We start from the raw sequence: 20,620 nt of genomic DNA, 5'->3' as shown, positions 1-20,620 counted from the left end.
GGGCGTATGGAACAGACACACATCGGCCCGAGCGGCGCCGCGGCCAGCGTCGGGGCACAGCGCCGGGTGCTGGTCGTCGAGGACGACCGGACGATCACCGACGCCATCGCGGCCCGGCTGCGGGCGGAGGGGTTCCAGGTGCGCACGGCGGGCGACGGGCCCGCCGCCGTCGACACCGCCGAGGCCTGGCAGCCGGACCTGCTGGTGCTGGACGTGATGCTGCCGGGCTTCGACGGGCTGGAGGTGTGCCGCCGGGTGCAGGCGCAGCGGCCGGTGCCCGTCCTGATGCTGACCGCGCGCGACGACGAGACCGACATGCTGGTCGGGCTGGGGGTCGGCGCGGACGACTACATGACCAAGCCGTTCTCGATGCGGGAGCTGGCGGCGCGGGTGCACGTGCTGCTGCGCCGGGTGGAGCGGGCCACGCTGGCCGCGCACACCCCGCGCAGCGGCATCCTGCGCCTGGGCGAGCTGGAGATCGACCACGCCCAGCGCCGGGTGCGGGTGCGCGGCGGGGACGTGCACCTGACGCCGACCGAGTTCGACCTGCTGGTGTGCCTGGCCAACACCCCGCGCGCGGTGCTCTCGCGCGAGCAGCTGCTGGCGGAGGTGTGGGACTGGGCGGACGCCTCCGGCACCCGCACGGTGGACAGCCACATCAAGGCGCTGCGCCGCAAGATCGGCGCCGAGCGGATCCGTACGGTGCACGGGGTGGGGTACGCCCTGGAGACGCCGGCGGCGTGAGGCGGCAGGACTGTACGGCATGACTGGTGAGGCGGCATGACTGACGGAAGCACCCCGCCGCCGGGGCTCGGGAGCCGGATCTGGCTGGCCCTGCGGCCCCTGGATCCGTACCGCTCGGTCAAGGCCGCGCTCGGCGCCCTGGTGATCGGCTCGGTGGCGATCACCACCCTGCTGGTGTTCATGGCCATCCGTTCGGCGACCGAGCTGCGGGTGATCACCGTCTTCTCGATCATCGCCTCGCTGCTGATCACCCAGTTCGTCGCGCACGGCCTGACCGCGCCGCTGGACGAGATGACCGAGGTCACCCGGGCGATGGCGCAGGGGGACTACACCCGCCGGGTGCAGGCGCGGCGGCGGGACGAGTTCGGCGACCTGGCGGACGCCTTCAACCGGATGGCGGCCGACCTGGAGGCGGTGGACACCCACCGCAAGGAGCTGGTGGCCAACGTCTCGCACGAGCTGCGCACCCCCATCGCCGGCCTGCGGGCGGTGCTGGAGAACGTGGTGGACGGGGTCTCGGAGCCGGATCCGGAGACGATGCGCACGGCGCTGCGCCAGACCGAGCGGCTGGGCCGCCTGGTGGAGCAGCTGCTGGACCTGTCCCGGCTGGACAACGGGGTGGTGCCGCTGCGCGCCCGGCGCTTCGAGGTGTGGCCGTATCTGGCCGGGGTGCTCAAGGAGGCCGGCATGGCCTGCGGCAGCGGCTCCTCGCCGCGCGCCCGCAAGGACGTCCACCTGCACCTGGACGTCGCGCCGCCGGAGCTGACGGCCCACGCGGACGTCGAGCGGCTGCACCAGGTGGTCGCCAATCTGGTGGACAACGCCGTCAAGCACAGTCCCCCACACGGCCGAGTGACGGTCCGGGCGCGCCGGGGGGAGGGGCCGCAGTCGCTGGCCCTGGAGGTGCTGGACGAGGGCCCGGGCATCCCCGCCTCCGAACGGGACCGCGTCTTCGAGCGCTTCAACCGGGGCTCCGGCGCCCAGCCGGCCGGCCAGCCGGGTGACGGGGGCACCGGCCTGGGGCTGGCCATCGCGCGCTGGGCGGTGGACCTGCACGGCGGGAGCATCGGGGTGGCGGAGTCGCCCCGTGGCTGCCGCATCAAGGTCACGCTTCCGGGACAGGCCCCGCGGGCCGGGTTGGCGTAGGGTCGTTGGTGGGAGCACACATCCGCGACCGGACCGGGGCACGGTCCGGTGATCGGGGAACCCGGGAGGGAGGAGAACCTCCGGGTTTTCCCGCGTCGCCATGCCCCGAAACCCGGGGCAGAGTGTGACTTAGGCGACGACTGGCCGGGGTGGCCTGCATTAAGGGTCCCGACAGGCGTAGCCTTTATTCCCGCTGTCCACCACCTTAGGAAGCGGAAGAGGGCGGTTGCCGCCGTGTCGCCACAGTCCCCCAACACCTCGAGCGTCTCGACCGACCAAGCGGGGCAGGGCAAGAGTCCTGCCGATGTGTTCGGTCCCAATGAGTGGCTCGTCGACGAGATCTACCAGCAGTACCTCCAGGACCCGAACTCGGTCGACCGAGCCTGGTGGGACTTCTTCGCCGACTACAAGCCGGGCACGGCGTCGGCCCCGCCGACGCAGGAGGTGACCGGGGCCGCCCCGGCCGCCCCCGCGGCGCCCGGTGCCGCGCCGGCCGCTGGTGCGGGTGCTGCGACCCCGGCCGCCCCGGCCGCGGCCCAGGCCGCGACGGTTCCGGCCGCCCCGGCGAAGCCCGCGCAGGCCGCCCCGGCGGCTCCGGCCGCGAAGCCCGCCGCCGCTGCCCCGGCCGCCGCGCCGGCCAAGGCCGTCGCGCCCAAGCCGGTCGTGAAGAAGGCCGTCAAGGCCGAGGAGGCGGCCCCGGCCGCCGAGACGGAGTTCGTGACGCTGCGCGGCCCCTCCGCCGCCGTCGCCAAGAACATGAACGCCAGCCTGGAGGTGCCGACCGCGACCAGCGTGCGCGCGGTGCCGGTCAAGCTGCTGTTCGACAACCGCATCGTCATCAACAACCACCTGCAGCGCGCCCGGGGCGGGAAGGTCTCCTTCACCCACCTCATCGGCTTCGCCATGGTGCAGGCGATGAAGCTGATGCCGTCGATGAACTACTCCTTCACGGAGAAGGACGGCAAGCCGACCCTCGTCAAGCCCGCGCACGTCAACCTCGGCCTGGCCATCGACCTGGTCAAGCCGAACGGTGAGCGCCAGCTGGTCGTCGCGGCCATCAAGAAGGCCGAGACCCTCAACTTCTTCGAGTTCTGGCAGGCCTACGAGGACATCGTCCGCCGCGCCCGGAACAACAAGCTGACGATGGACGACTTCACCGGGGTGACGTGCTCGCTCACCAACCCCGGCGGCATCGGCACCGTCCACTCCGTGCCGCGCCTGATGCCCGGCCAGAGCGTCATCATGGGCGTCGGCGCCATGGAGTACCCGGCCGAGTTCCAGGGCACCTCGCAGGACGCCCTGAACAAGCTGGGCATCTCGAAGGTCATGACCCTGACCTCGACCTACGACCACCGCGTCATCCAGGGCGCCGCGTCGGGCGAGTTCCTGCGGGTCATGCACCAGCTGCTGCTGGGCGAGAACAACTTCTACGACGACATCTTCGAGGCGCTGCGGATCCCCTACGAGCCGATCCGCTGGCTGAAGGACATCGACGCCTCCCACGACGACGACGTCACCAAGGCCGCCCGCGTCTTCGAGCTGATCCACTCCTACCGGGTCCGCGGCCACGTCATGGCCGACACCGACCCGCTGGAGTACCGCCAGCGCAAGCACCCCGACCTCGACATCACCGAGCACGGGCTCACCCTGTGGGACCTGGAGCGCGAGTTCGCGGTCGGCGGCTTCGCCGGCAAGTCGATGATGAAGCTGCGCGACATCCTGGGCGTGCTGCGCGACTCGTACTGCCGCACCACCGGCATCGAGTACATGCACATCCAGGACCCCAAGCAGCGCCGCTGGATCCAGGAGCGCGTCGAGCGCCCGCACCACAAGCCGGAGCGCGAGGAGCAGCTGCGCATCCTGCGCCGGCTGAACGCGGCCGAGGCGTTCGAGACGTTCCTGCAGACGAAGTACGTCGGCCAGAAGCGCTTCTCGCTGGAGGGCGGCGAGTCCGTCATCCCGCTGCTGGACGCGGTGCTGGACGCGGCCGCCGAGTCCCGCCTGGACGAGGCCGTCATCGGCATGGCCCACCGCGGCCGGCTGAACGTGCTGGCGAACATCGTCGGCAAGTCCTACGCGCAGATCTTCCGCGAGTTCGAGGGCAACCTCGACCCGAAGTCGATGCACGGCTCCGGCGACGTGAAGTACCACCTGGGCGCCGAGGGCACCTTCACCGGCCTGGACGGCGAGCAGATCAAGGTCTCGCTGGCCGCCAACCCCTCCCACCTGGAGACGGTCGACCCGGTCGTCGAGGGCATCGCCCGCGCCAAGCAGGACATCATCGGCAAGGCCGGCACGGACTTCACCGTCCTGCCGATCCAGCTGCACGGTGACGCGGCCTTCGCGGGCCAGGGCGTGGTCGCGGAGACGCTGAACATGTCGCAGCTGCGCGGCTACCGCACCGGCGGCACCGTGCACATCGTCATCAACAACCAGGTCGGCTTCACCGCGCCGCCGGAGTCCTCGCGCTCGTCGCTGTACTGCACCGACGTCGCGCGCATGATCGAGGCGCCGATCTTCCACGTGAACGGTGACGACCCGGAGGCCGTGGTCCGCGTGGCGCGGCTGGCCTTCGAGTTCCGCCAGGCGTTCAACAAGGACGTCGTCATCGACCTGATCTGCTACCGCCGCCGGGGCCACAACGAGGCCGACAACCCCTCGTTCACCCAGCCGCTGATGTACGACCTGATCGACAAGAAGCGCTCGGTGCGCAAGCTGTACACCGAGTCGCTGATCGGCCGGGGCGACATCACCCTGGAGGAGGCCGAGCAGGCCCTGCAGGACTACCAGGGCCAGCTGGAGAAGGTCTTCACCGAGGTCCGCGACGCCACGTCGGAGCCGGCCCAGGCCCCGGTGCCCGCCGCGGAGCCGGAGTTCCCGGTCGCCGTGGACACCGCGATCTCCCAGGAGGTCGTCAAGCGGATCGCCGAGTCCCAGGTCAACCTGCCGGAGCACGTCACGGTGCACCCGCGTCTGCTGCCGCAGCTGCAGCGGCGCGCCTCCAGCGTCGAGGACGGCACCATCGACTGGGCCATGGGCGAGACCCTCGCCTTCGGTTCGCTGCTGATGGAGGGCGTCCCCGTCCGCCTGGCCGGCCAGGACTCCCGCCGCGGCACCTTCGGCCAGCGCCACGCGGTGCTGGTGGACCGGGAGACCGGCGAGGACTACACCCCGCTGCTCTACCTCTCCGAGGACCAGGCGCGCTTCAACGTCTACGACTCGCTGCTCAGCGAGTACGCGGCGATGGGCTTCGAGTACGGCTACTCGCTGGCCCGCCCGGACGCGCTGGTGATGTGGGAGGCGCAGTTCGGTGACTTCGTCAACGGCGCCCAGTCGGTGACGGACGAGTTCATCTCCTCCTCCGAGCAGAAGTGGGGCCAGACCTCCGGCGTCGTCCTGCTGCTGCCGCACGGCTACGAGGGCCAGGGCCCGGACCACTCCTCGGCCCGCATCGAGCGGTTCCTCCAGCTGTGCGCGCAGAACAACATGACGGTCGCCATGCCGACGCTGCCGTCGAACTACTTCCACCTGCTGCGCTGGCAGGTCCACAACCCGCACCACAAGCCGCTGATCGTCTTCACCCCGAAGTCGATGCTGCGTCTGAAGGCCGCGGCGTCGAAGGCGGAGGAGTTCACGAGCGGCCGCTTCCGGCCGGTCATCGGCGACTCCACGGTCAACCCGGCGGACGTGCGCAAGGTCGTCTTCTGCTCCGGCAAGGTCTACTACGACCTGGAGGCCGAGCGGGTCAAGCGCGGGGCCATGGACACCGCCATCATCCGTCTGGAGCGCCTGTACCCGCTGCCGGGTGCGGAGCTGCAGGAGGAGCTCAAGAAGTACGCCGGTGCCGAGAAGTACATCTGGGCGCAGGAGGAGCCGGCGAACCAGGGTGCCTGGCCGTTCGTCGCGCTCAACCTGATCGACCACCTGGACCTGGCGGTCGGCGCCGACATCCCGGCCCGGGAGCGGCTGCGGCGGGTCTCCCGCCCGCACTCGTCCTCCCCGGCGGTGGGTTCGGCCAAGCGCCACCAGGCCGAGCAGGCACAGCTCGTGGCCGAGGTCTTCGAGGCCTGAAGGCCCCTGAAGCCGTCGGCCGTGCAGCAGGGCCCGTACCACTTCGGTGGTACGGGCCCTGCCCGTTTCCGGAGCCGTCAGCCCAGGTAGGGCTCGAAGTCCCAGTACGGGCGGATGCGCTGGCGGGCGGCGAGGGTGTGGGGGTGCTGGGCGCCGAGGGTGCGGGTGAGGCGTTGCAGGGCGTCCTCCTCGACCTTGCCGGCCTCCTCGTGCTCGCGCAGGCCCCGCAGGTCCATGGCGAGCGCCACCTCGCACGACAGGGTGAAGGGGTGGTCGTCGCCCAGGGCCTGCCGGGCCCGGCGCAGGGTGTCGCGGCTGAGCTCGTGGGCGGCGTCCAGCCGCCCGGTGAAGTTGCGCCCGCCGGCGGCGTTGAGGGCGCAGCCCAGCACCCACGGGTGGTCGGGCCCCAGGGTGGCGGTCAGGCCCGCCAGGGCGGCCTCGAAGAGGGTGAGGGCCTCGGCCCGGTCGCCCGAGGCCTGCAGGATCAGGCCGGTGTTGGTGAGCATGCCGGTGCTGATGGGGTGCGCGGGCCCGAGGAGCTCGCGGAAGCCGGCCTCGCCCTCGGCGATGAGCTCCCTGGCCTGGCCGAGGTCGCCGTGCTCGCGGGCGTGGTTGCCGTGGTCGACGACGAGGCCGATGGTGGCGTAGTGGCGGCGGCCGTGCACCTGCTCGGTGTGTTCCAGCAGGCTGGCCATGGCGGCCCCGGCGTCCTGCAGCACGCCGGCGCGCCGCTCGCACAGCAGGAGGTTGTGGCGGGCGCGCAGGGTCTGCGGGTGCTGGGCCCCCAGGACCTGCAGGTGCAGCCGCATGCCGAGCTCCTGGCGGGCCAGGGCGTCGCGGTAGCGGCCCATGAGCCGCAGGTCGCGGGCGCAGGCGTTGCCGGAGACGAGGGTGGCGGGGTGCCGGGCGCGCAGCAGGGACTCGCGTTTGCGCAGGGTTTCGAGGTCGACCTCGTAGGCCTCGGCGTAGCGGCCGAGCAGCCGCAGGCCGGTGCCGAGGTTGTGCTGGGCGAGGAGGGTCAGGTAGTCGTCGGGGCCGAGCAGGTCGAGGGCGGTCTCCAGCACCTCGCGCTGGGCCTGCAGGGCCTCGGTGTACTGGCCGAGGTAGCGCTGGTCGGCGGCCAGGCAGCTGGTGGCGGTCATCAGGGCGGTGCCCTCGGTGCCGGGGGCGGCGCGCAGCCGGTCCAGCAGCTCGCGGTCGAGCTCGTAGGCGGCGCGGAAGGAGCCGTACGCGCGCAGGATGTTGCCCTGCTGGGTGGTGAGCTCGCCCATGCGCGGGTGCTCCGGCGGCTGGAACTCCGACCACGCCTCGCGCACCTGCTCGGCCAGCTGGACGCCGGTGCGGAACTCGCCGCTGCGGTGGCAGTAGCGCAGCAGGTTGAGCACGGTGTCCTGGACGCGCTCGTTGCGGCTGGCGAGGGCGCCGGAGGGTTCGAGGTGGGGCAGCAGCTCGGCGTAGCGCGGCCACAGGCGGCTGTCCTGGGGGTTGCCGGGGTCGGCGGCGGCGAGGGTGCGGCGGACGACCTTGCGGTGCAGGGCCCGCTCCTCGGGGGAGGTGAGCCGGCCGACGATGTCGTGGACGAGCCGGTGCATGTGCACGGACTCCTGCTCGGGGCCGGGCTCCTCGCCGGCGAGGGCGGTGCGGGTGTCGCGGGTGAAGACGGAGTAGTTGACGAGGGTGTCCAGGGCCCGGGTCCAGCCGGCGAGGTCGGTGGCGAGCCAGGCCAGGCCCTCGGGCAGGTCGGAGGCGGGCAGGTGGCGCACCAGGCCGATCGGGATGCGGCCGGGGGCGAAGGCGGCGCACAGGGAGAGCAGCTCCACGGCGTGGGGCTGGGCCTCGCGCAGGCGGTTGATCAGTATCGACCAGGAGGTGAGGGAGGAGCGGGGGACGTCGTCGAGGCCGGTCTGGTCGGCGAGTTCGGAGAGCTCGCCGTCGCGGACCATGCGCAGGTAGTCGCCGACGGCCATGTCGGACTCGCCGAGCCAGGCGGCGGCCTGGACGAGGGCGAGGGGGAGGTCGGCGAGCTCGGCGGCCACCTCGTCGGCCTCGGCGGCGGTCAGCCGGGGGGCGCGGCGCATGAGGTAGCCGGTGCTCTCGCCGCGCTCGAAGCCGGGCACGTCGAGGACCACGGCGCGGCCCTCGCCCCAGCTGCGGTTGCGGGAGGTGATCAGGACGTGGCCGGAGCCCTCGGGCAGGACGTCGTCGGCGCCTTCGATGTCGTCCCAGCCGTCGAAGATCAGCAGCCAGCGGCCGTGGGGCTCGCGGCGGCGCAGGGCCTCCTTGAGGGCGCGGATGCGCTCGCCGGGCTCGGAGCCGGCGTTCAGGTCGAGCTCGGGGGCGAGTTCGCCCAGGCGTTCGCGCAGGGTGCCGCGGGTGTCGCAGTTGACCCACCAGACGACGTCGTAGTCGGAGCTGAAGCGGTGGGCGTATTCGGTGGCCATCTGGGTCTTGCCGATGCCGGACATGCCCAGCAGGGCGACGACGGCGGTGCTGTGCTCGGCGTCCATGAGGTGTTGCTGGAGGCGGTTGAGCAGGTCGTCGCGGCCGGTGAAGCGGACGTTGCGGCGGGGGACCTCGCCCCAGACGGCCGGCGGGTCGCCCGGGTAGCGGGAGCCGGGGCCGGCCGGCACCGACCGCCGGGGGCCGCCGGTGGGCAGCCCGAGCCTGCCGAGCAGTCTGCGCTCGGCCTCCTGGGCGCCGATGCCCCACAGGTCGACGGGCTCGAGGACGGCGGTGGCGGGCAGCAGGGCACGGTTGGTGAGGTTGACGGCGGCGAAGCGGTGGGCGTTGGCGGCGACGACGCCGCGCAGGGCCTCGCTCCACTCCCCCTCGGGCCGGGGGCCGAGCTGGAAGAACCAGTCGCTGAGGACGAGCAGTATGCGGCCGGAGGCCAGCAGCAGGTCGCCGAGCGCGGATTCCAGGGGGATCTCGCGCGGTGGGTCCCAGCGGTGCAGGCTGACCCGGTGGCCGTGGGTCTCCAGGCGGTGGGCGATCCAGGTGGCCCAGGGCCGGTGGAACCCGGCGAAGACGACGAGGAAGTGCTCGCCGCCCTGCCCTTGCGCGCCGGTGCCGGCGGCCTGCCGCTGCGTGGCCATCCGCACGCCTCCCTTGTCCTTCGCGCCGCACCGGCCAGGGAGCCGGCCCGACAAAGATTACCCTACGTCACCATCGCGTGACAGTGTGTCGATTCTCGTGACGCGCTCGTCCGGCTGTTCGAGGCAGGCCCGGTGTCGCTCCATGGCGGCCGCGAACTGCCGCCCGACGGCGGTCAGTTCAGCCGATTCAAGCAGGACGGGCAGGGCTTGCGCGACCTGCCGGAGGTAGGAATCGCGGCGTGCGCGGGCACCGTGCCGCGCACGGGGCGCGAGGTGCGGGCGGCGCGCCGCCCGGGACCAGAAGTCGGCGAGCGCGAGGTGGGCGTACGTGCCCTGCAGGACGCCGCCGAGCGGTCTGGGGTCGGGCCGCCAGGGCACGCGGTGGCGCGGGGCGGCGCTCGCGCGGTGCAGGGGCGCGAGGTCGTGCAGGACGGCGAGCTTGCTGTGCTGGGTCTCGTGGACGAGGACCTCGGCCAGGGCCGCGGCCGTGCCCGGCGGGGTGGCCAGCACCGCGCCGGGTGCCGCCCGGAAGGTGGCGCTGGCGCCGGCCCCGCCGTCGCGCGGCACGAGCGGCACCAGGCAGCGCAGCAGGGCCGTCACCTCGGCGGCCCGCACGGGGTCGGCGTCGCGCAGCAGGGCCAGGGCCGAACGCCATAGCCGGGGCCAGTCGCGGTGCGCGCCGTGGTCCGCGGGGGGCAGCGCGGCCCGGCCGACGCCTGCGGGCGGGGTGCGGTAGGGGTCGAGGTCGTCGAGGCGGGCGGTGCTGCCCGGCAGCCGCATCAGGCCGTGCCAGCCGGGCCCGGCGCCGGTGACCCGGCCGCCGGAGCGCAGCAGGACGGCCCGGGTGGGCCCGCCGGGCTCGCGCAGCCGGGCGAGCGGGCCGCGGGCGGTCAGCCGCAGGCGCGGGCTGCGGGTCGTGAGGGTGCCGATGCCGGGCAGGGCGAGGGTGCCGTCGGGCGCGGGCAGGTCGAGGGTGAAGTCGGTGCCGGAGGTCAGGGCGACGGCGGCGCTGACGGCTCCGAAGTGCTCCAGGGCCCGGGCGAGTTCGGCGCCGTCGGGGGCGGTGAGCGCGTGGGCGAGCCAGATGCCCACGGGCGGGTAGTCCAGGGCCCAGCCGGCCAGGTGGGGCCGGCGGACCTCGGCCCGTTCGAGCAGCAGCCAGTGCTCCTCGAAGCGTGCGCGGGCGCCGCCGGGCGCGGCGGCGGGCTCCTCCAGCCTGGTGAGCAGCGACTTCAGCAGCACCAGTCGGCGGCCGTGCAGAGCGCTCAGCAGCAGGGCGAGGTCGCCGGGCACGGAGCGGGTGCGGGCCAGCCGGGCCAGGACGGGCGCCGGCAGGGGCGCGGGCTCGGGGCGCGCGGCCGGGGGTGCCGGGCGTCCGGCCGGCCGGCGGGGGCTCACCGGCCGTCGCACGGGGCACCGGCGAGCCCGCCCACGCTGCCGTCGTCCCAGCCCTCCGCCAGCTCGGCGGGGTGCGCCAGTACGTGGCGCACGGCCTCCGCCAGGGCCGGGTCCCGGCTGCCGCGCAGGCCGCGCAGGCCGGTACGGCTCAGATCGGGCAGTGGCGACGTGCGCGGCGCGCCGTCCGTCCGGTCGGCCGCCGGGGCGTTCTCGAGCTGGGTCACCGTCTTCTCCTCCCTGCCGGCGTCCGCCGGGACGCCTGCCCCCGCGGCTGCACGGTTCTTCCCAGGGTCCGCTTTCCGGAAACACGTTCGGAAGGGGTCCGGTCACGGCGCCACGTCGTCCGCGAGCCGGGCGACGGCCTCTCTGGTCGCCTGCACCTCCGCCCACGGCACCGGGGCCAGGCGGCCGGTCAGGTCGCGCCATTCGCGCTGCGCCCCGCGGTAGGCGGCCAGCGCCGGCCTGCGCAGCCCCATGCGCTCCACGGCCTCGCCGTAGCGGTGCAGGGCGCGGGCGACGGTGAGGGAGCCGGGGCCGTCGGGGGCGGGCAGCCGCCGGGCCTCCTTGACGGCCGCGTCGAAGGCGGCGGCCGCGTCGGCCACGGGGACGGTGCCGGTGCGCTCGGCCTGCAGGAGCCGGGCGGTGCCCAGTTCCAGCCAGGCCTCGGCGCGCAGGGCGCCGTCGGCGGCCCGGCGCGCCACCTGTTCGAGCAGGTGGCAGCTCTCGTAGAGGTCGGGCAGGAAGCCCTGCCGGCCGAAGCGCAGGACGAGGGCGCGGCCGAGGAGCAGCTGGGTGCGGGCCAGCAGCGGGGAGCGGCCGGGGGTGACGGCGTACGCCTCGCGCAGCACCGCCTCGGCCCGGCCGGTGGTCGCGGCGTCGTCGGTGCCGCTCGCGCGGGTGAGCAGCGACTCGCCCCATTCGGTGAGCAGTTCGGCGCGGGTGGGGCTGTCGCGGGGACCGATGGGCACGGCCGCGGCGTACGCCTCGTCGGCGGCCGCCCACTGTTCGGCGGCGGCGTGGGTGCGGGCCTGTTCGGTGCGGCAGCGCAGCAGTTGCCCGTCCCCGACGGCGGCCTCGCCCGCGCGCTGGAGGGCGGCGAGGACCTCGGCGGTGGGGGCGTCGGCGAGGCGGAGGGCCGCGGCGAGGTCCAGGAGGGCGGCGCAGCGCCGGCCGTCGGGGGCCGGTGCGTCGCCCATCAGGGTGCAGGCGGTGCGCAGTTCCGTGGCGGCCTCCTCGGCGTGGGGTCCGGCGGGGCCGGGGCCGGTGCGGGCGAGGTCGAGCAGGACGCGGCCCAGGCGCAGGTGGCCGGCGGGGTCGCCGGCGGGCAGGGTGCGCAGGGTGCGGGCGGCGGCCAGCAGGTGGGCGCGGTCGCCGTCGAGGCGCCACAGGGAGTGGCGGGTGGCGGCCAGTTCGCGTGCGGCGGCGAGGTGGCCGGGGTCGTCGGGAGGCGTGTGGCGGCACGCCTCGTCGAGGAGTCCTTCGGCCCGCTGCAGCAGGTCGCGGCGGGCGGCGCTCTCGCGGCGGACGGCCTCGGTGCCGGCGAGGGCGCGCAGCACGCTGCCGAGGACGCGCCGGGCCCGGGCCCCGTCGGGGGCGGCGAGCGGGGCGCCGGCGGCGCTCTCGGCGGCGGTGCGGGCCTCCTGCAGGAGGGTGGGGTCGCCCTGGAGGTGCCACTGGCCGAGGAGGCGTTCGGCGCGGGCGAGGGGGCCGGGGTCGGCGGCCACGGGCTGGTACCAGCGCACGACCCGGGCGGGGACCTCGGCGAACAGCTCGGGCTCGGCCGCCTCCGGCGCGTCGGGCGCGTCCTGGGCGGGGGCCGGGCCCGTGACGGCGGGCTCCCCGGAGAGCAGGGCGGCGGCGCGGGCGGGGAAGTTGCGGGCGGCCTTGCCGAAGTGCCGCTCGACGTAGTCGGAGCAGTGCTTGAGCACGAGGGCGGCCGCTCCCCGGTCGAGGGACTGCAGCAGCATCTCGCGCACCCCGTCGGCGAATTCGTACCACTGCCCCCCTTCGTACCGCTGTCCCTCGCCGGTGCCGGGGCCGTCGCCGGTGCCGGGGCCGTCGCCGGTGCCGGGGCCGTCGTCGGGCAGTCGCCAGAGCAGGCCGCTCAGCAGCACCTCGGCGAGCTCCATGGGGCCGGTGTCGGGCAGCATCGCCCGCTGCACCAGCTGCATCACCGGCAGCGTCAGGGGTACGGCCGCCAGGTGCACCGCCAGGCGCAGGGCGCCGGGCGAGGCGCTGACGCGAAAGGCCCGCAGCAGGTCGCCGGGGTCCGCCCGGCCGGGCGCGTTGGGGGCGGGGGCCGGGCGCGGGGGGTGGCCGGGCAGCAGCCAGCCGGCGGCGCCCCGCACGGCCCGGCGGCCGGGCCCGGACAGCAGGTGCGCCCAGGCGCCGAGGGCGTCGCGGGTGGGCAGCAGGACGGGCAGCGGCAGGGCGCCGGGGGCGGGCGGCGGGGCGTAGCCGTCGGGCCGGAAGTGCAGCCGGCCGCCGGCGGCGGGGTCGCGGGTGAGCAGTCCGGCGCCGGCGGGCAGCGCGGTGCGCGGCCACAGCCGGGGCGGCAGGGGCTGGACGAGGGCGAGCGGGGCGGTCAGCGCCCATCGGTGCAGCAGTTGCTGGGCGCGCCCCTCCTGCCACAGAGGGCCGACGCAGTCGCTGATGACGAGGGTGAGCAGGTGCCCGGTGGGGTCGCGGAACTGGCCGGCGGGGCGTGGCGGCGCCTGCCCGGCGCCGTCGTGGCGTGCGGCGTCGGCCCGGGTGGCCACCAGGGGCGTGCCGTCGGCGGCCCGGTGCAGGTAGCGCACGCGGACGTCCCGGAAGACGCCCAACTGGGCGCAGGTCTGGCGCAGTTCCTCCAGCATCCTGTCCCATACGGCCATGGAGGCGGAGGTGTCCATCAGCAACTGCATGGCCAGCGCCGGTCGTTCGCCGGGCCGGTGGACGGGCTGGACGATGCCGGTGCGGGCCGCGGCGTCCGCGGTGGCGTCCTCGTCGAGCGGCCCGGGCCCGGGCGCGGCGGGTGTGCGGTAGCCGCGCAGCGGGCGCAGGGCGCGCTGCAGGCCGAGCAGGCCGGGCAGGGAGGCGGCCATGGGGACGCGGACGGGGAAGGTGCCGGCCGTGCCGGGGCCGCCTGCGGCGTACATGGCCACCGGCGCGGTGCTCTCCGCGTGCCGTACGGCCGCGGGGGCCCGCTCGCCGGCGGCGGGCCGGGGCGGCGGTCCGGGGGGCCGGTCGTGCCCTGCGGGGGCGGCCCGGCCCGCCGTTCGCGCCGCCGCGTCCTGCCCGCCGCCGTGCGCGGGCCCGTCCGGCCCGCCGGGGTGGTCGATCCACCGGGCGAGCCAGAGGGCGTCGGCGAGCTCCTCCGCCGAGAGGTCCAGGGGTGCGGGCGCGGCCCGCAGCCGGGCGATCAGCTGCCCGAGCCGCCCGTCAGGGGGCGCCGTCATCCGTCAGCATCTCCGTCTCTCGTCACCGGGGGCGGTCCAGGGGCTGCATGAGCATGTCCGCGAGGCGGTCGCGGGTGACGCGTTCGGCGCGGGGGGCGTGCTGGGTGAGGTAGAGGGCGTTGAGCAGCTGGTCGGCGGCGATGACCTCGCCCGGCTCGCGGTCCAGGAAGCGCCGCAGGAGCTCGTCGCCGTCGCCGACCGCGTCGTCGCCGAGGTGCGCGCGGACCATGGCCGTCAGCTGTTCCTCGCCGGGCGCCTCCAGCTCCAGCTGGATGCAGCGGCGCAGCAGGGCGGCGGGGAAGTCGCGCTCCCCGTTGGAGGTGAGCACGATGAACGGGAAGGTGGTGCAGCGCACCCGGCCGCCGTGGACGACGGCCCGCTCGCCGTCGTCGGTGAGCACCTCCACCTGCGGTTCGAGGTCGGCGATGCGCTCCAGTTCCGGCAGTGCGTACTCGCCCTCCTCCAGGACGTTGAGCAGGTCGTTGGGCAGGTCGAGGTCGCCCTTGTCGAGCTCGTCGACGAGCAGCACGCGCGGCCGGTCGCCCGGCAGCAGCGCGGTGCCGAGCGGGCCGAGGCGCACGTACGAGCCGATGGGGCGCCGGGGGACGTCCTGCCGCCCTCCGGCACGTTCGAGCTGGACGTCCTGCAGCCGGGCGATGGCGTCGTAGTGGTAGAGCCCGTCGTGCAGCGTGGTGCGGCTGACGATGGGCCAGCGCAGCACCCGCCCCAGGCCGAGCTCGTGGGCGACGGCGTGGGCGAGGGTGGACTTGCCGGTTCCGGGGTTGCCGGTCACCAGCAGGGGGCGGCGCAGGTAGAGGGCGGCGTTGACCGCCTCGACCTCCTCGGGGCGCGGGTGGTGGTTCTCCACCAGCCGGCGCAGCACGCCGAGCCTGCGGGCCGCGCTCGGGTCGGTGCCGGCCCCGGTGTCGGGGCCCCGGGAGGAGAAGTCCCGCCAGGGCGGGGGCGGCGGCAGCCGGCGCACTCCGTCGTGCGGCAGGCCGGCCCCCCGGTAGATGCGCCAATCGTTCACCTGCGCTCCTCGTTGGTGGTGGGTGACGGTGAGCACCGTGGTCGTCCGGTGAGTTCGCGTGCGCCCGCCCCAGCCGCCGCTGACCCCTGCCCGACCGTACAGCGGCCGGCGGGTGCTGCCGAGACCGATCGGGCGGCACCGGCGAACAATTGACGCGGGGTCACGGCGCGGTTTCCGGCCGGACGCCGGGGGCGTACAACGGCGTATCGGTCAGGGGCGGATGGAGCGGCGAGTCCCACAGCAGCGCTATCGACCTGGCCCATTCCACCTCCGGATCCGGCGACTCGGGGTCGCCGCAGCGGATGCGCAGCCGGCGGATGCGCCGGTGCAGCCCTTCGGGGGTGCCGGCCTCGGCCACGAGGCGGGAGACGTGGCGGTGGAATTCGGCGCAATCCGTGTGCCCCTTGGCGCAGCTGCGCCAGATCACCACCGCGTGCCCGGCGGCCAGGGCGGCCTCCATGGCGGTGGCCCCCGCGCCGGCGGCCACCTCGCCGCAGTAGACGGGCACGGCGGCCGGGTCGGCGTCGGAGAGCCGGTCGTAGGCGGCGTACCCGCTCTCCCGGCCGGGCCCGTCGTGGCCCTTGAGCGGCACCTCGCGGCGCAGCGGCACGGCCCGCAGGGGACCCTGGCTGACGCCGGCCCAGCGGCGGTGCCACTCGGGGAAGCCCGGCCGGTCGCGGCGGAGCCGGTCGCGCACGACGACCACGCGCCGCTGGCCGAGCGGCATGGTGTGCGGGTCGAGGCCGGGGCCGGCCGCGCCGGGCGGGGTCAGCCGCCAGGCGTCCAGCGGCTCGTCGAACAGCTCGCGGGGGACGACCACGTGCAGCTGGGCGAGGTGCTCCCCGACGTCCCCCTGCCGCAGTGCGGCGGCGATCGGCTCGCGCAGTGCCTCGCGCAGGCGGGCGCGCGGCGCCCCCTCCTCGTCGGCCCGCAGCGGGGTGACCACGCCGTTCTCCAGCAGGAGCTTCACCCGCCAGGGATACCGGTCGCCGTAGAGCAGCGGGTCGACCTCCACCAGGACGTCGGCCCGGGCGCCCTGCTGGACCACGCCGGGCTCGACGTCCCTGGGCTCGGGCTTGCGCAGCTCGACCGGGCAGCCGGCCGGCGCGGGGCCGGGCGGCTCGCCGGGCACGTCCGCGCCGCCGTGCAGGATCTGGTGGATCTCCTCCCGTATGTAGCCGGTCAGCGGCTCGGCCTGGACGCTCACCCACGTGCTGAGCTCCCGCAGCGGCTCGCGGTCGCGCTCCAGGCCGAGCAGGCTGACGGCCGCGGCCACCCGGGCCGCGTACAGCAGCACGGCCTCCGGCTCCAGGTCGCCGTGCGCCCCGGCGGGCCGGGCCGCGCCGGGCCCGTCGTGCGGCAGGTCGTACAACAGGCCCACGCCCTCCCGCCAACTGCGCGGGTCGTGCTCGACGCCCGGGTGGTACGGGCCCTGGATCACCCGCCGCTTGACCGCCTCCACCAGCACCATCACCTCGCCGGGCGTGGTGGGCGGGGTGAGCTCGGCCAGGCGCGCGAACAGGTGGGTGCGCTGGACGGGCGTGAAGCCGTCCGCCGGCGCGCCGGCGCGCAGCGCCTGCTGCACGCCGGTCCAGCTGTTGCCGGTGCCGGCGATGCGGTAGCGGGCGAAGTGGTGACGGTCGTGGGCGCGCACGATCGCGTGCAGCCGCTCGCGGCCGGGCGCGTCGTCCGCGATGCGGCGCAGGGCGGTGACGGGCACGGCCAGCCCGGCGGTGTCCGTGCCGCGGCCCTTGCTGACGCCGATGACCGCGCCGCGCGCGGTGTCCACGACGGGGCCGCCGGAACAGCCGGCCACCGGTATCTCGCCGCGCAGCAGCATGGCCTCGCCCTCGCCGCCGTCGCCGCCGCTGGCGGTGCCCACGCCGAAGCGCAGGCCCAACTCACCGGTCTCCAGCGACCAGCCGTGCAGGCTGACGGCGGCGGGCACCATCGTGGAGCGGTCGCTCAGCCACAGGCACTCGGCGTCGTCGGCGCCGGCCACCTCCACCAGCGCCAGGTCGGGCAGCGGCCAGGGCCGCGGCGGGCCGCCAGGCGGCGGGGGCGGCAGGACGAGCGCGACCCGGCCCGCGCCCGTACGGCCCCGCCAGTCGGTGACGTCGAGGGCCTCGGCTCCGGCGAGCACCTCGCCACCCCCGTTCCCCACGACATGGGCACACGTCAGGACCCACCCCGGGGCGATGAAGAACCCGCTGCCCCAAAAACGCGTGCCGGTGCGGTCATACCCGCCTCCGGCCGCGGAAATGCGCACGACCGACCGGCGTACGGTCCCTTCGTGGGCGCTCAAGCTTCCCCGCGCCGTTCGCCGTCGCCGCCGTCGCCGGTGTCCGCGCCGCCCTCGGTGTCCGCGGCGCGCTCGCTCCAGGTGAGCGAGACCTTGACCGACGCCTTGCCGCTGCCGTCGGCCAGCAGGCTGACCACCTTCCCGGCCTCGGCGGACAGCTCGATGCCGAACTCCACCGTGACCTCGTGCGGTCTGGCCGCCGCCAGGCCCAGGCGCAGCGAGCCGACGACGCCGCGCACGACGTCGGACAGCCCGCCCGCCAGCTCGGCCACGCGGCGCCCCGCGCCCGCCACACCCGAATCCTCGTAGGCACCGCCCGTGCGCAGCTGCTGCGCCTCGGACACCCGGGCCCAGACGACCGTGCCGTCGTCCAGGCGCACCTGGGTGATGCCGTTCCCCTCCGTCACGTGCCACCCCCCGTCACACGGATGAGGCAGCAGGCTAGTGCCCGGCCGCCTACGGACGCGAGAGGTCGTGGCCAAGGCCGGCCGCGGTCTGCCTATCCTGGCACCGGCGGCCCACCGGGCCCCACCGTCCCTGTCGTGCCCCTGTACTCACGGAGATCACCTTGTACTTCACCGACCGCGGCATCGAGGAGCTGGAGAACCGGCGCGGCGAGGAGGAGGTCTCCCTCGGCTGGGTGGCGGAGCGCCTGCGCGAGTTCGTCGACCTCAACCCCGACTTCGAGGTGCCGGTGGAACGCCTGGCCACGTGGCTGGCGCGCCTGGACGACGAGGACGACGAGTAACCGCCCCGTAAGGGGCGCGGGGAACTGCGCGATCAGCCACCGACGGCCCGCAGTCGGCACGCCACCCGGGGCCCGGGCGCAGCACGGCATTGCGTCTGCGGGCGCGTCGTGGCTTGTCGCGCCCGCGCGGCGGAGCCGCAGATCGACACTGCCCCGCGCCCCTTACGGGGCGCTACCGCGCCCCGCGCGAGCGGTACGCGTCGTAGGCCAGCGTCAGCACGCCGTCCGCCAGCAGCAGCGCGCCGAGCACCGCCCGGCCGGGCCGGGCAGGCCGCGCGGGCCCGCGGCGGGCGGACGCCAGCAGCGACGTCCCCGCCGCGATCTCCACGGCCCCGAGCACCCGTGCCCGGGGCCCTCGTATCCAGCGGCCCAGCGGTCCGCGCTCGGCCTCCGTCAGTCCTTCGCCCAGTGCCGCCCGCCAGCCGGGCCACTGCACCTGCTCGGCCGCCGCGGCGCCTGCGGCCGCGTGCAGCGCGCCGGGGCCGGCGCCCGGGGCCAGGCCCGCCGGCAGGTGCAGGCCGGCCCGGGACAGGACCGCGACCAGTCCGAGCAGCCGGTCGGTGCCGTCCGCGTCGGGGTCGGGCTCGACGAGCCGGTCGAAGGCCGCGGCGTCCAGCACCGGGTCCAGGCCCAGCCGGGCCCGCAGCGCCGTGAAGGCGCTCTCCTCCCCCAGCGGCGACCCGTCGGCCAGCCACGTGTGGCCGACCGTACGGCGGAAGCCGGCCGCCACCACGAATCCGGCGCCCTCCTCGTCCCACCACAGCCCCACCGCGGGCCACGGCTCGGCGGCGGCCAGGGCGTGCGCCCACTCGGCCGCGACCACGGCCGGCCGGGCGCCGGTCTCCCGCCAGGACTCCTCCCCCGCGGGCACCAGCACGCTCCAGTCCTCGCCCGCGGGGGCGAGGAACAGCGGCTCGCGCAGGAACTGTGCGCACGGGCGGACGCGGTCGGGCTCGGCCCGGCAGAGCAGCAGCAGCCCCGCCGTCCGGCCGTGATCGGTTGCGGACATGCCTCAACGCTATGTCACTCGGTCGGCCTTGACTTCTCGGCCTTGACTTCCCGCAACCGCGATATATCGTGTTGTCCGTAGACGCGATATGTTGCGTCACAGTCTCGTTCTCCGAGGAGGAGGCCCGCCATGCCGGACCGGTCACCAACGCAGTGGTCCCTCGACGCGCCGCAGAAGCTCGTCTTCGAGGAGCCGTTCACCGCCCTGAACGTCCGGGTCGTGGGCGGCACCGTCAACATCGTGGGCACCGACAGCGGGGCGCCGGCCCTGGAGCTCACCCACATCGAGGGCCCGCCCCTGCAGGTCACCCACGAGGCCGGCGTGCTCACCGTCGCCTACGACGACCTGCTCTGGAAGAACCTGCTGAAGTGGTTCGACCGCAAGTCCTGGCAGCGCACCGTCACCGTCACCCTCACCGTCCCGACCGCCACCCGCGTCGAGGTCGGCGTCGTCGGCGCGAGCGCCGTCGTCTCCGGCGTCACCGGTGACACCGACGTCAAGGGCATCACCGGCGACACCACGCTGGTCGGCGTGAGCGGCGCCGTGCGCGCCGAGACGGTCTCCGGCGGCCTGGAGGCCCACGCCCTGCGCGGTCCGCTGAGCTTCAAGTCCGTCTCCGGCGACCTCACCCTCGTCGAGTCCGCCGGCTCCGAGGTCCGCGCCGACTCCGTCAGCGGCAACATGACCGTCGACCTGGCCGGCGCCGCCCGCAACCCCTCCCTGAGCCTGGTCACCGTCTCCGGCGAGATCGCCGTCCGGCTGCCGCAGGCCGCCGGTGCCCGCGTCGAGGCGGGCACCACCAGCGGCCCCGTCTCCTGCTCCTTCGACGACCTGCGGGTCACGGGGCAGTGGGGCGCCAAGCGGATCAGCGGCACGCTCGGCGACGGCGGCGGCAGGCTCAGGGCCACCACCGTCTCGGGAGCCGTCGCCCTGCTCAGCAGCCCGGCCACCGCACCGGAAGGGAAGGTCCTCTGATGCCCCCCGTCTTCGCCCACGGCCGGCTGCGGCTGTACCTGCTCGGGCTCCTCGACGAGGCCCCGCGCCACGGCTACGAGGTGATCCGCCTGCTGGAGGAGCGCTTCCAGGGCCTGTACGCCCCCTCCGCCGGCACCGTCTACCCCCGCCTGGCCAAGCTGGAGGCCGAGGGCCTGGTCACGCACGCCACCGAGGGCGGCCGCAAGGTCTACTCCATCACCGACGCCGGACGGGCCGAACTCGCCGCCCGGCGCGGGGAGCTGGCCGACCTCGAAGCCGAGATCCGCGACTCCCTGACCGCCCTGGCCGCGGACATCCGCGAGGACGTCCGGGGCGCCGCCGGCGCCCTGCGCCACGAGATGCGCGAGGCCGCCCTGCGCGCCCGCACCCGCAGCAGCGGTGTCAGCGAGGACTTCTTCACCGAGGCCAAGGAGGAGCTGCGCCGGGCCAAGCAGGAGTGGAAGGACCAGGCCCGCCGTGCCCGCTCCCGCACCACCGGCGGCGTCCGCGACCTCGAACGCCTCCTCGACCGCTTCCGCGACGAGGTCCGCGACGCGGCCCGGGACCACGGCCTGACGGAACCCCAACTGGAGGAGGTGCGGCGCCTCCTGAAGGAGACGGCAACCCACGTCGCCGAAACGCTGCGCCGCTAGTGCGGCGCCCCG

General features: G+C 75.2%; 14 protein-coding genes. 6 read left to right on the top strand and 8 right to left on the bottom strand.

Annotation, left to right across the window (positions count from 1 at the left end; translation table 11 throughout):
* Window positions 1-6 precede the first annotated feature (6 nt).
* From ABD361_RS22455 to ABD361_RS22445, 3 genes are all read left to right on the top strand, one after another.
* Window positions 7-744 (top strand): response regulator transcription factor, encoded by a 738-nt coding sequence (locus ABD361_RS22455; RefSeq protein WP_344437289.1) that lies wholly within the window; start codon window positions 7-9, stop codon window positions 742-744.
* A 36-nt stretch (window positions 745-780) separates the two neighbouring features.
* Window positions 781-1,890 carry a sensor histidine kinase gene (locus ABD361_RS22450; protein WP_344437288.1) on the top strand — a complete coding sequence of 370 codons (1,110 nt, stop codon included), beginning with the start codon at window positions 781-783 and terminating at the stop codon, window positions 1,888-1,890.
* Between the two features lie 234 nt (window positions 1,891-2,124).
* Window positions 2,125-5,961, top strand: a complete 3,837-nt coding sequence (locus ABD361_RS22445) for a multifunctional oxoglutarate decarboxylase/oxoglutarate dehydrogenase thiamine pyrophosphate-binding subunit/dihydrolipoyllysine-residue succinyltransferase subunit (RefSeq protein ID WP_344437287.1) — start codon at window positions 2,125-2,127, stop codon at window positions 5,959-5,961.
* 77 nt (window positions 5,962-6,038) lie between these two features.
* Here the strand turns inward: ABD361_RS22445 and fxsT are convergent, their stop codons facing one another.
* From fxsT to ABD361_RS22410, 7 genes are all read right to left on the bottom strand, one after another.
* Entirely contained in the window at window positions 6,039-9,056 is a 3,018-nt protein-coding gene (gene fxsT, locus ABD361_RS22440; protein ID WP_344437286.1) for an FxSxx-COOH system tetratricopeptide repeat protein, read from the bottom strand.
* Window positions 9,057-9,113: 57 nt separating this feature from the next.
* Window positions 9,114-10,466 carry an aKG-HExxH-type peptide beta-hydroxylase gene (locus ABD361_RS22435; RefSeq protein ID WP_344437285.1) on the bottom strand — a complete coding sequence of 451 codons (1,353 nt, stop codon included), beginning with the start codon at window positions 10,464-10,466 and terminating at the stop codon, window positions 9,114-9,116.
* Window positions 10,451-10,678, bottom strand: coding sequence for a hypothetical protein (locus ABD361_RS22430; protein ID WP_344437284.1), 228 nt, complete (start codon window positions 10,676-10,678; stop codon window positions 10,451-10,453). Before ABD361_RS22430 ends, ABD361_RS22435 begins: the two co-directional genes overlap by 16 nt.
* Before the next feature lie 102 nt (window positions 10,679-10,780).
* Window positions 10,781-13,891: an SAV_2336 N-terminal domain-related protein gene (locus ABD361_RS22425; protein WP_344437283.1), complete on the bottom strand. Its 3,111-nt coding sequence runs from the start codon at window positions 13,889-13,891 to the stop codon at window positions 10,781-10,783.
* A gap of 22 nt (window positions 13,892-13,913) precedes the next feature.
* Window positions 13,914-14,921: an AAA family ATPase gene (locus tag ABD361_RS22420; RefSeq protein ID WP_344437282.1), complete on the bottom strand. Its 1,008-nt coding sequence runs from the start codon at window positions 14,919-14,921 to the stop codon at window positions 13,914-13,916.
* A gap of 160 nt (window positions 14,922-15,081) precedes the next feature.
* Window positions 15,082-17,190, bottom strand: a complete 2,109-nt coding sequence (locus ABD361_RS22415) for a VMAP-C domain-containing protein (protein WP_344437281.1) — start codon at window positions 17,188-17,190, stop codon at window positions 15,082-15,084.
* 32 nt (window positions 17,191-17,222) lie between these two features.
* On the bottom strand, window positions 17,223-17,630 hold the full coding sequence (locus ABD361_RS22410; protein ID WP_344437280.1) for a CU044_2847 family protein: 408 nt from the start codon (window positions 17,628-17,630) through the stop codon (window positions 17,223-17,225).
* A gap of 161 nt (window positions 17,631-17,791) precedes the next feature.
* Here ABD361_RS22410 and ABD361_RS22405 point away from each other — a divergent pair, with 161 nt between their 5' ends.
* Complete coding sequence (locus ABD361_RS22405) at window positions 17,792-17,971, top strand: DUF6104 family protein (protein WP_086567929.1); 180 nt, start codon at window positions 17,792-17,794, stop codon at window positions 17,969-17,971.
* Window positions 17,972-18,143: 172 nt separating this feature from the next.
* Here ABD361_RS22405 and ABD361_RS22400 read toward each other — a convergent pair whose 3' ends face one another.
* On the bottom strand, window positions 18,144-18,980 hold the full coding sequence (locus ABD361_RS22400) for a hypothetical protein (RefSeq protein WP_344437278.1): 837 nt from the start codon (window positions 18,978-18,980) through the stop codon (window positions 18,144-18,146).
* Window positions 18,981-19,109: 129 nt separating this feature from the next.
* Between ABD361_RS22400 and ABD361_RS22395 the strand changes: the two genes are divergently transcribed.
* Both ABD361_RS22395 and ABD361_RS22390 read left to right on the top strand, forming a co-directional pair.
* Entirely contained in the window at window positions 19,110-19,955 is an 846-nt protein-coding gene (locus ABD361_RS22395) for a DUF4097 family beta strand repeat-containing protein (protein ID WP_344437277.1), read from the top strand.
* A complete protein-coding gene (locus ABD361_RS22390; protein WP_344437276.1) occupies window positions 19,955-20,608 on the top strand; it encodes a PadR family transcriptional regulator in 654 nt (217 codons plus the stop codon). Before ABD361_RS22395 ends, ABD361_RS22390 begins: the two co-directional genes overlap by 1 nt.
* The last annotated feature ends 12 nt before the right edge of the window (window positions 20,609-20,620 follow it).

Source organism: Streptomyces luteosporeus (assembly GCF_039532865.1).
GTDB classification, from domain to species: domain Bacteria; phylum Actinomycetota; class Actinomycetes; order Streptomycetales; family Streptomycetaceae; genus Streptomyces; species Streptomyces luteosporeus.
Note: the sequence above shows the minus strand (reverse complement) of the source record. Positions and strands in the feature narration are given on the sequence as shown.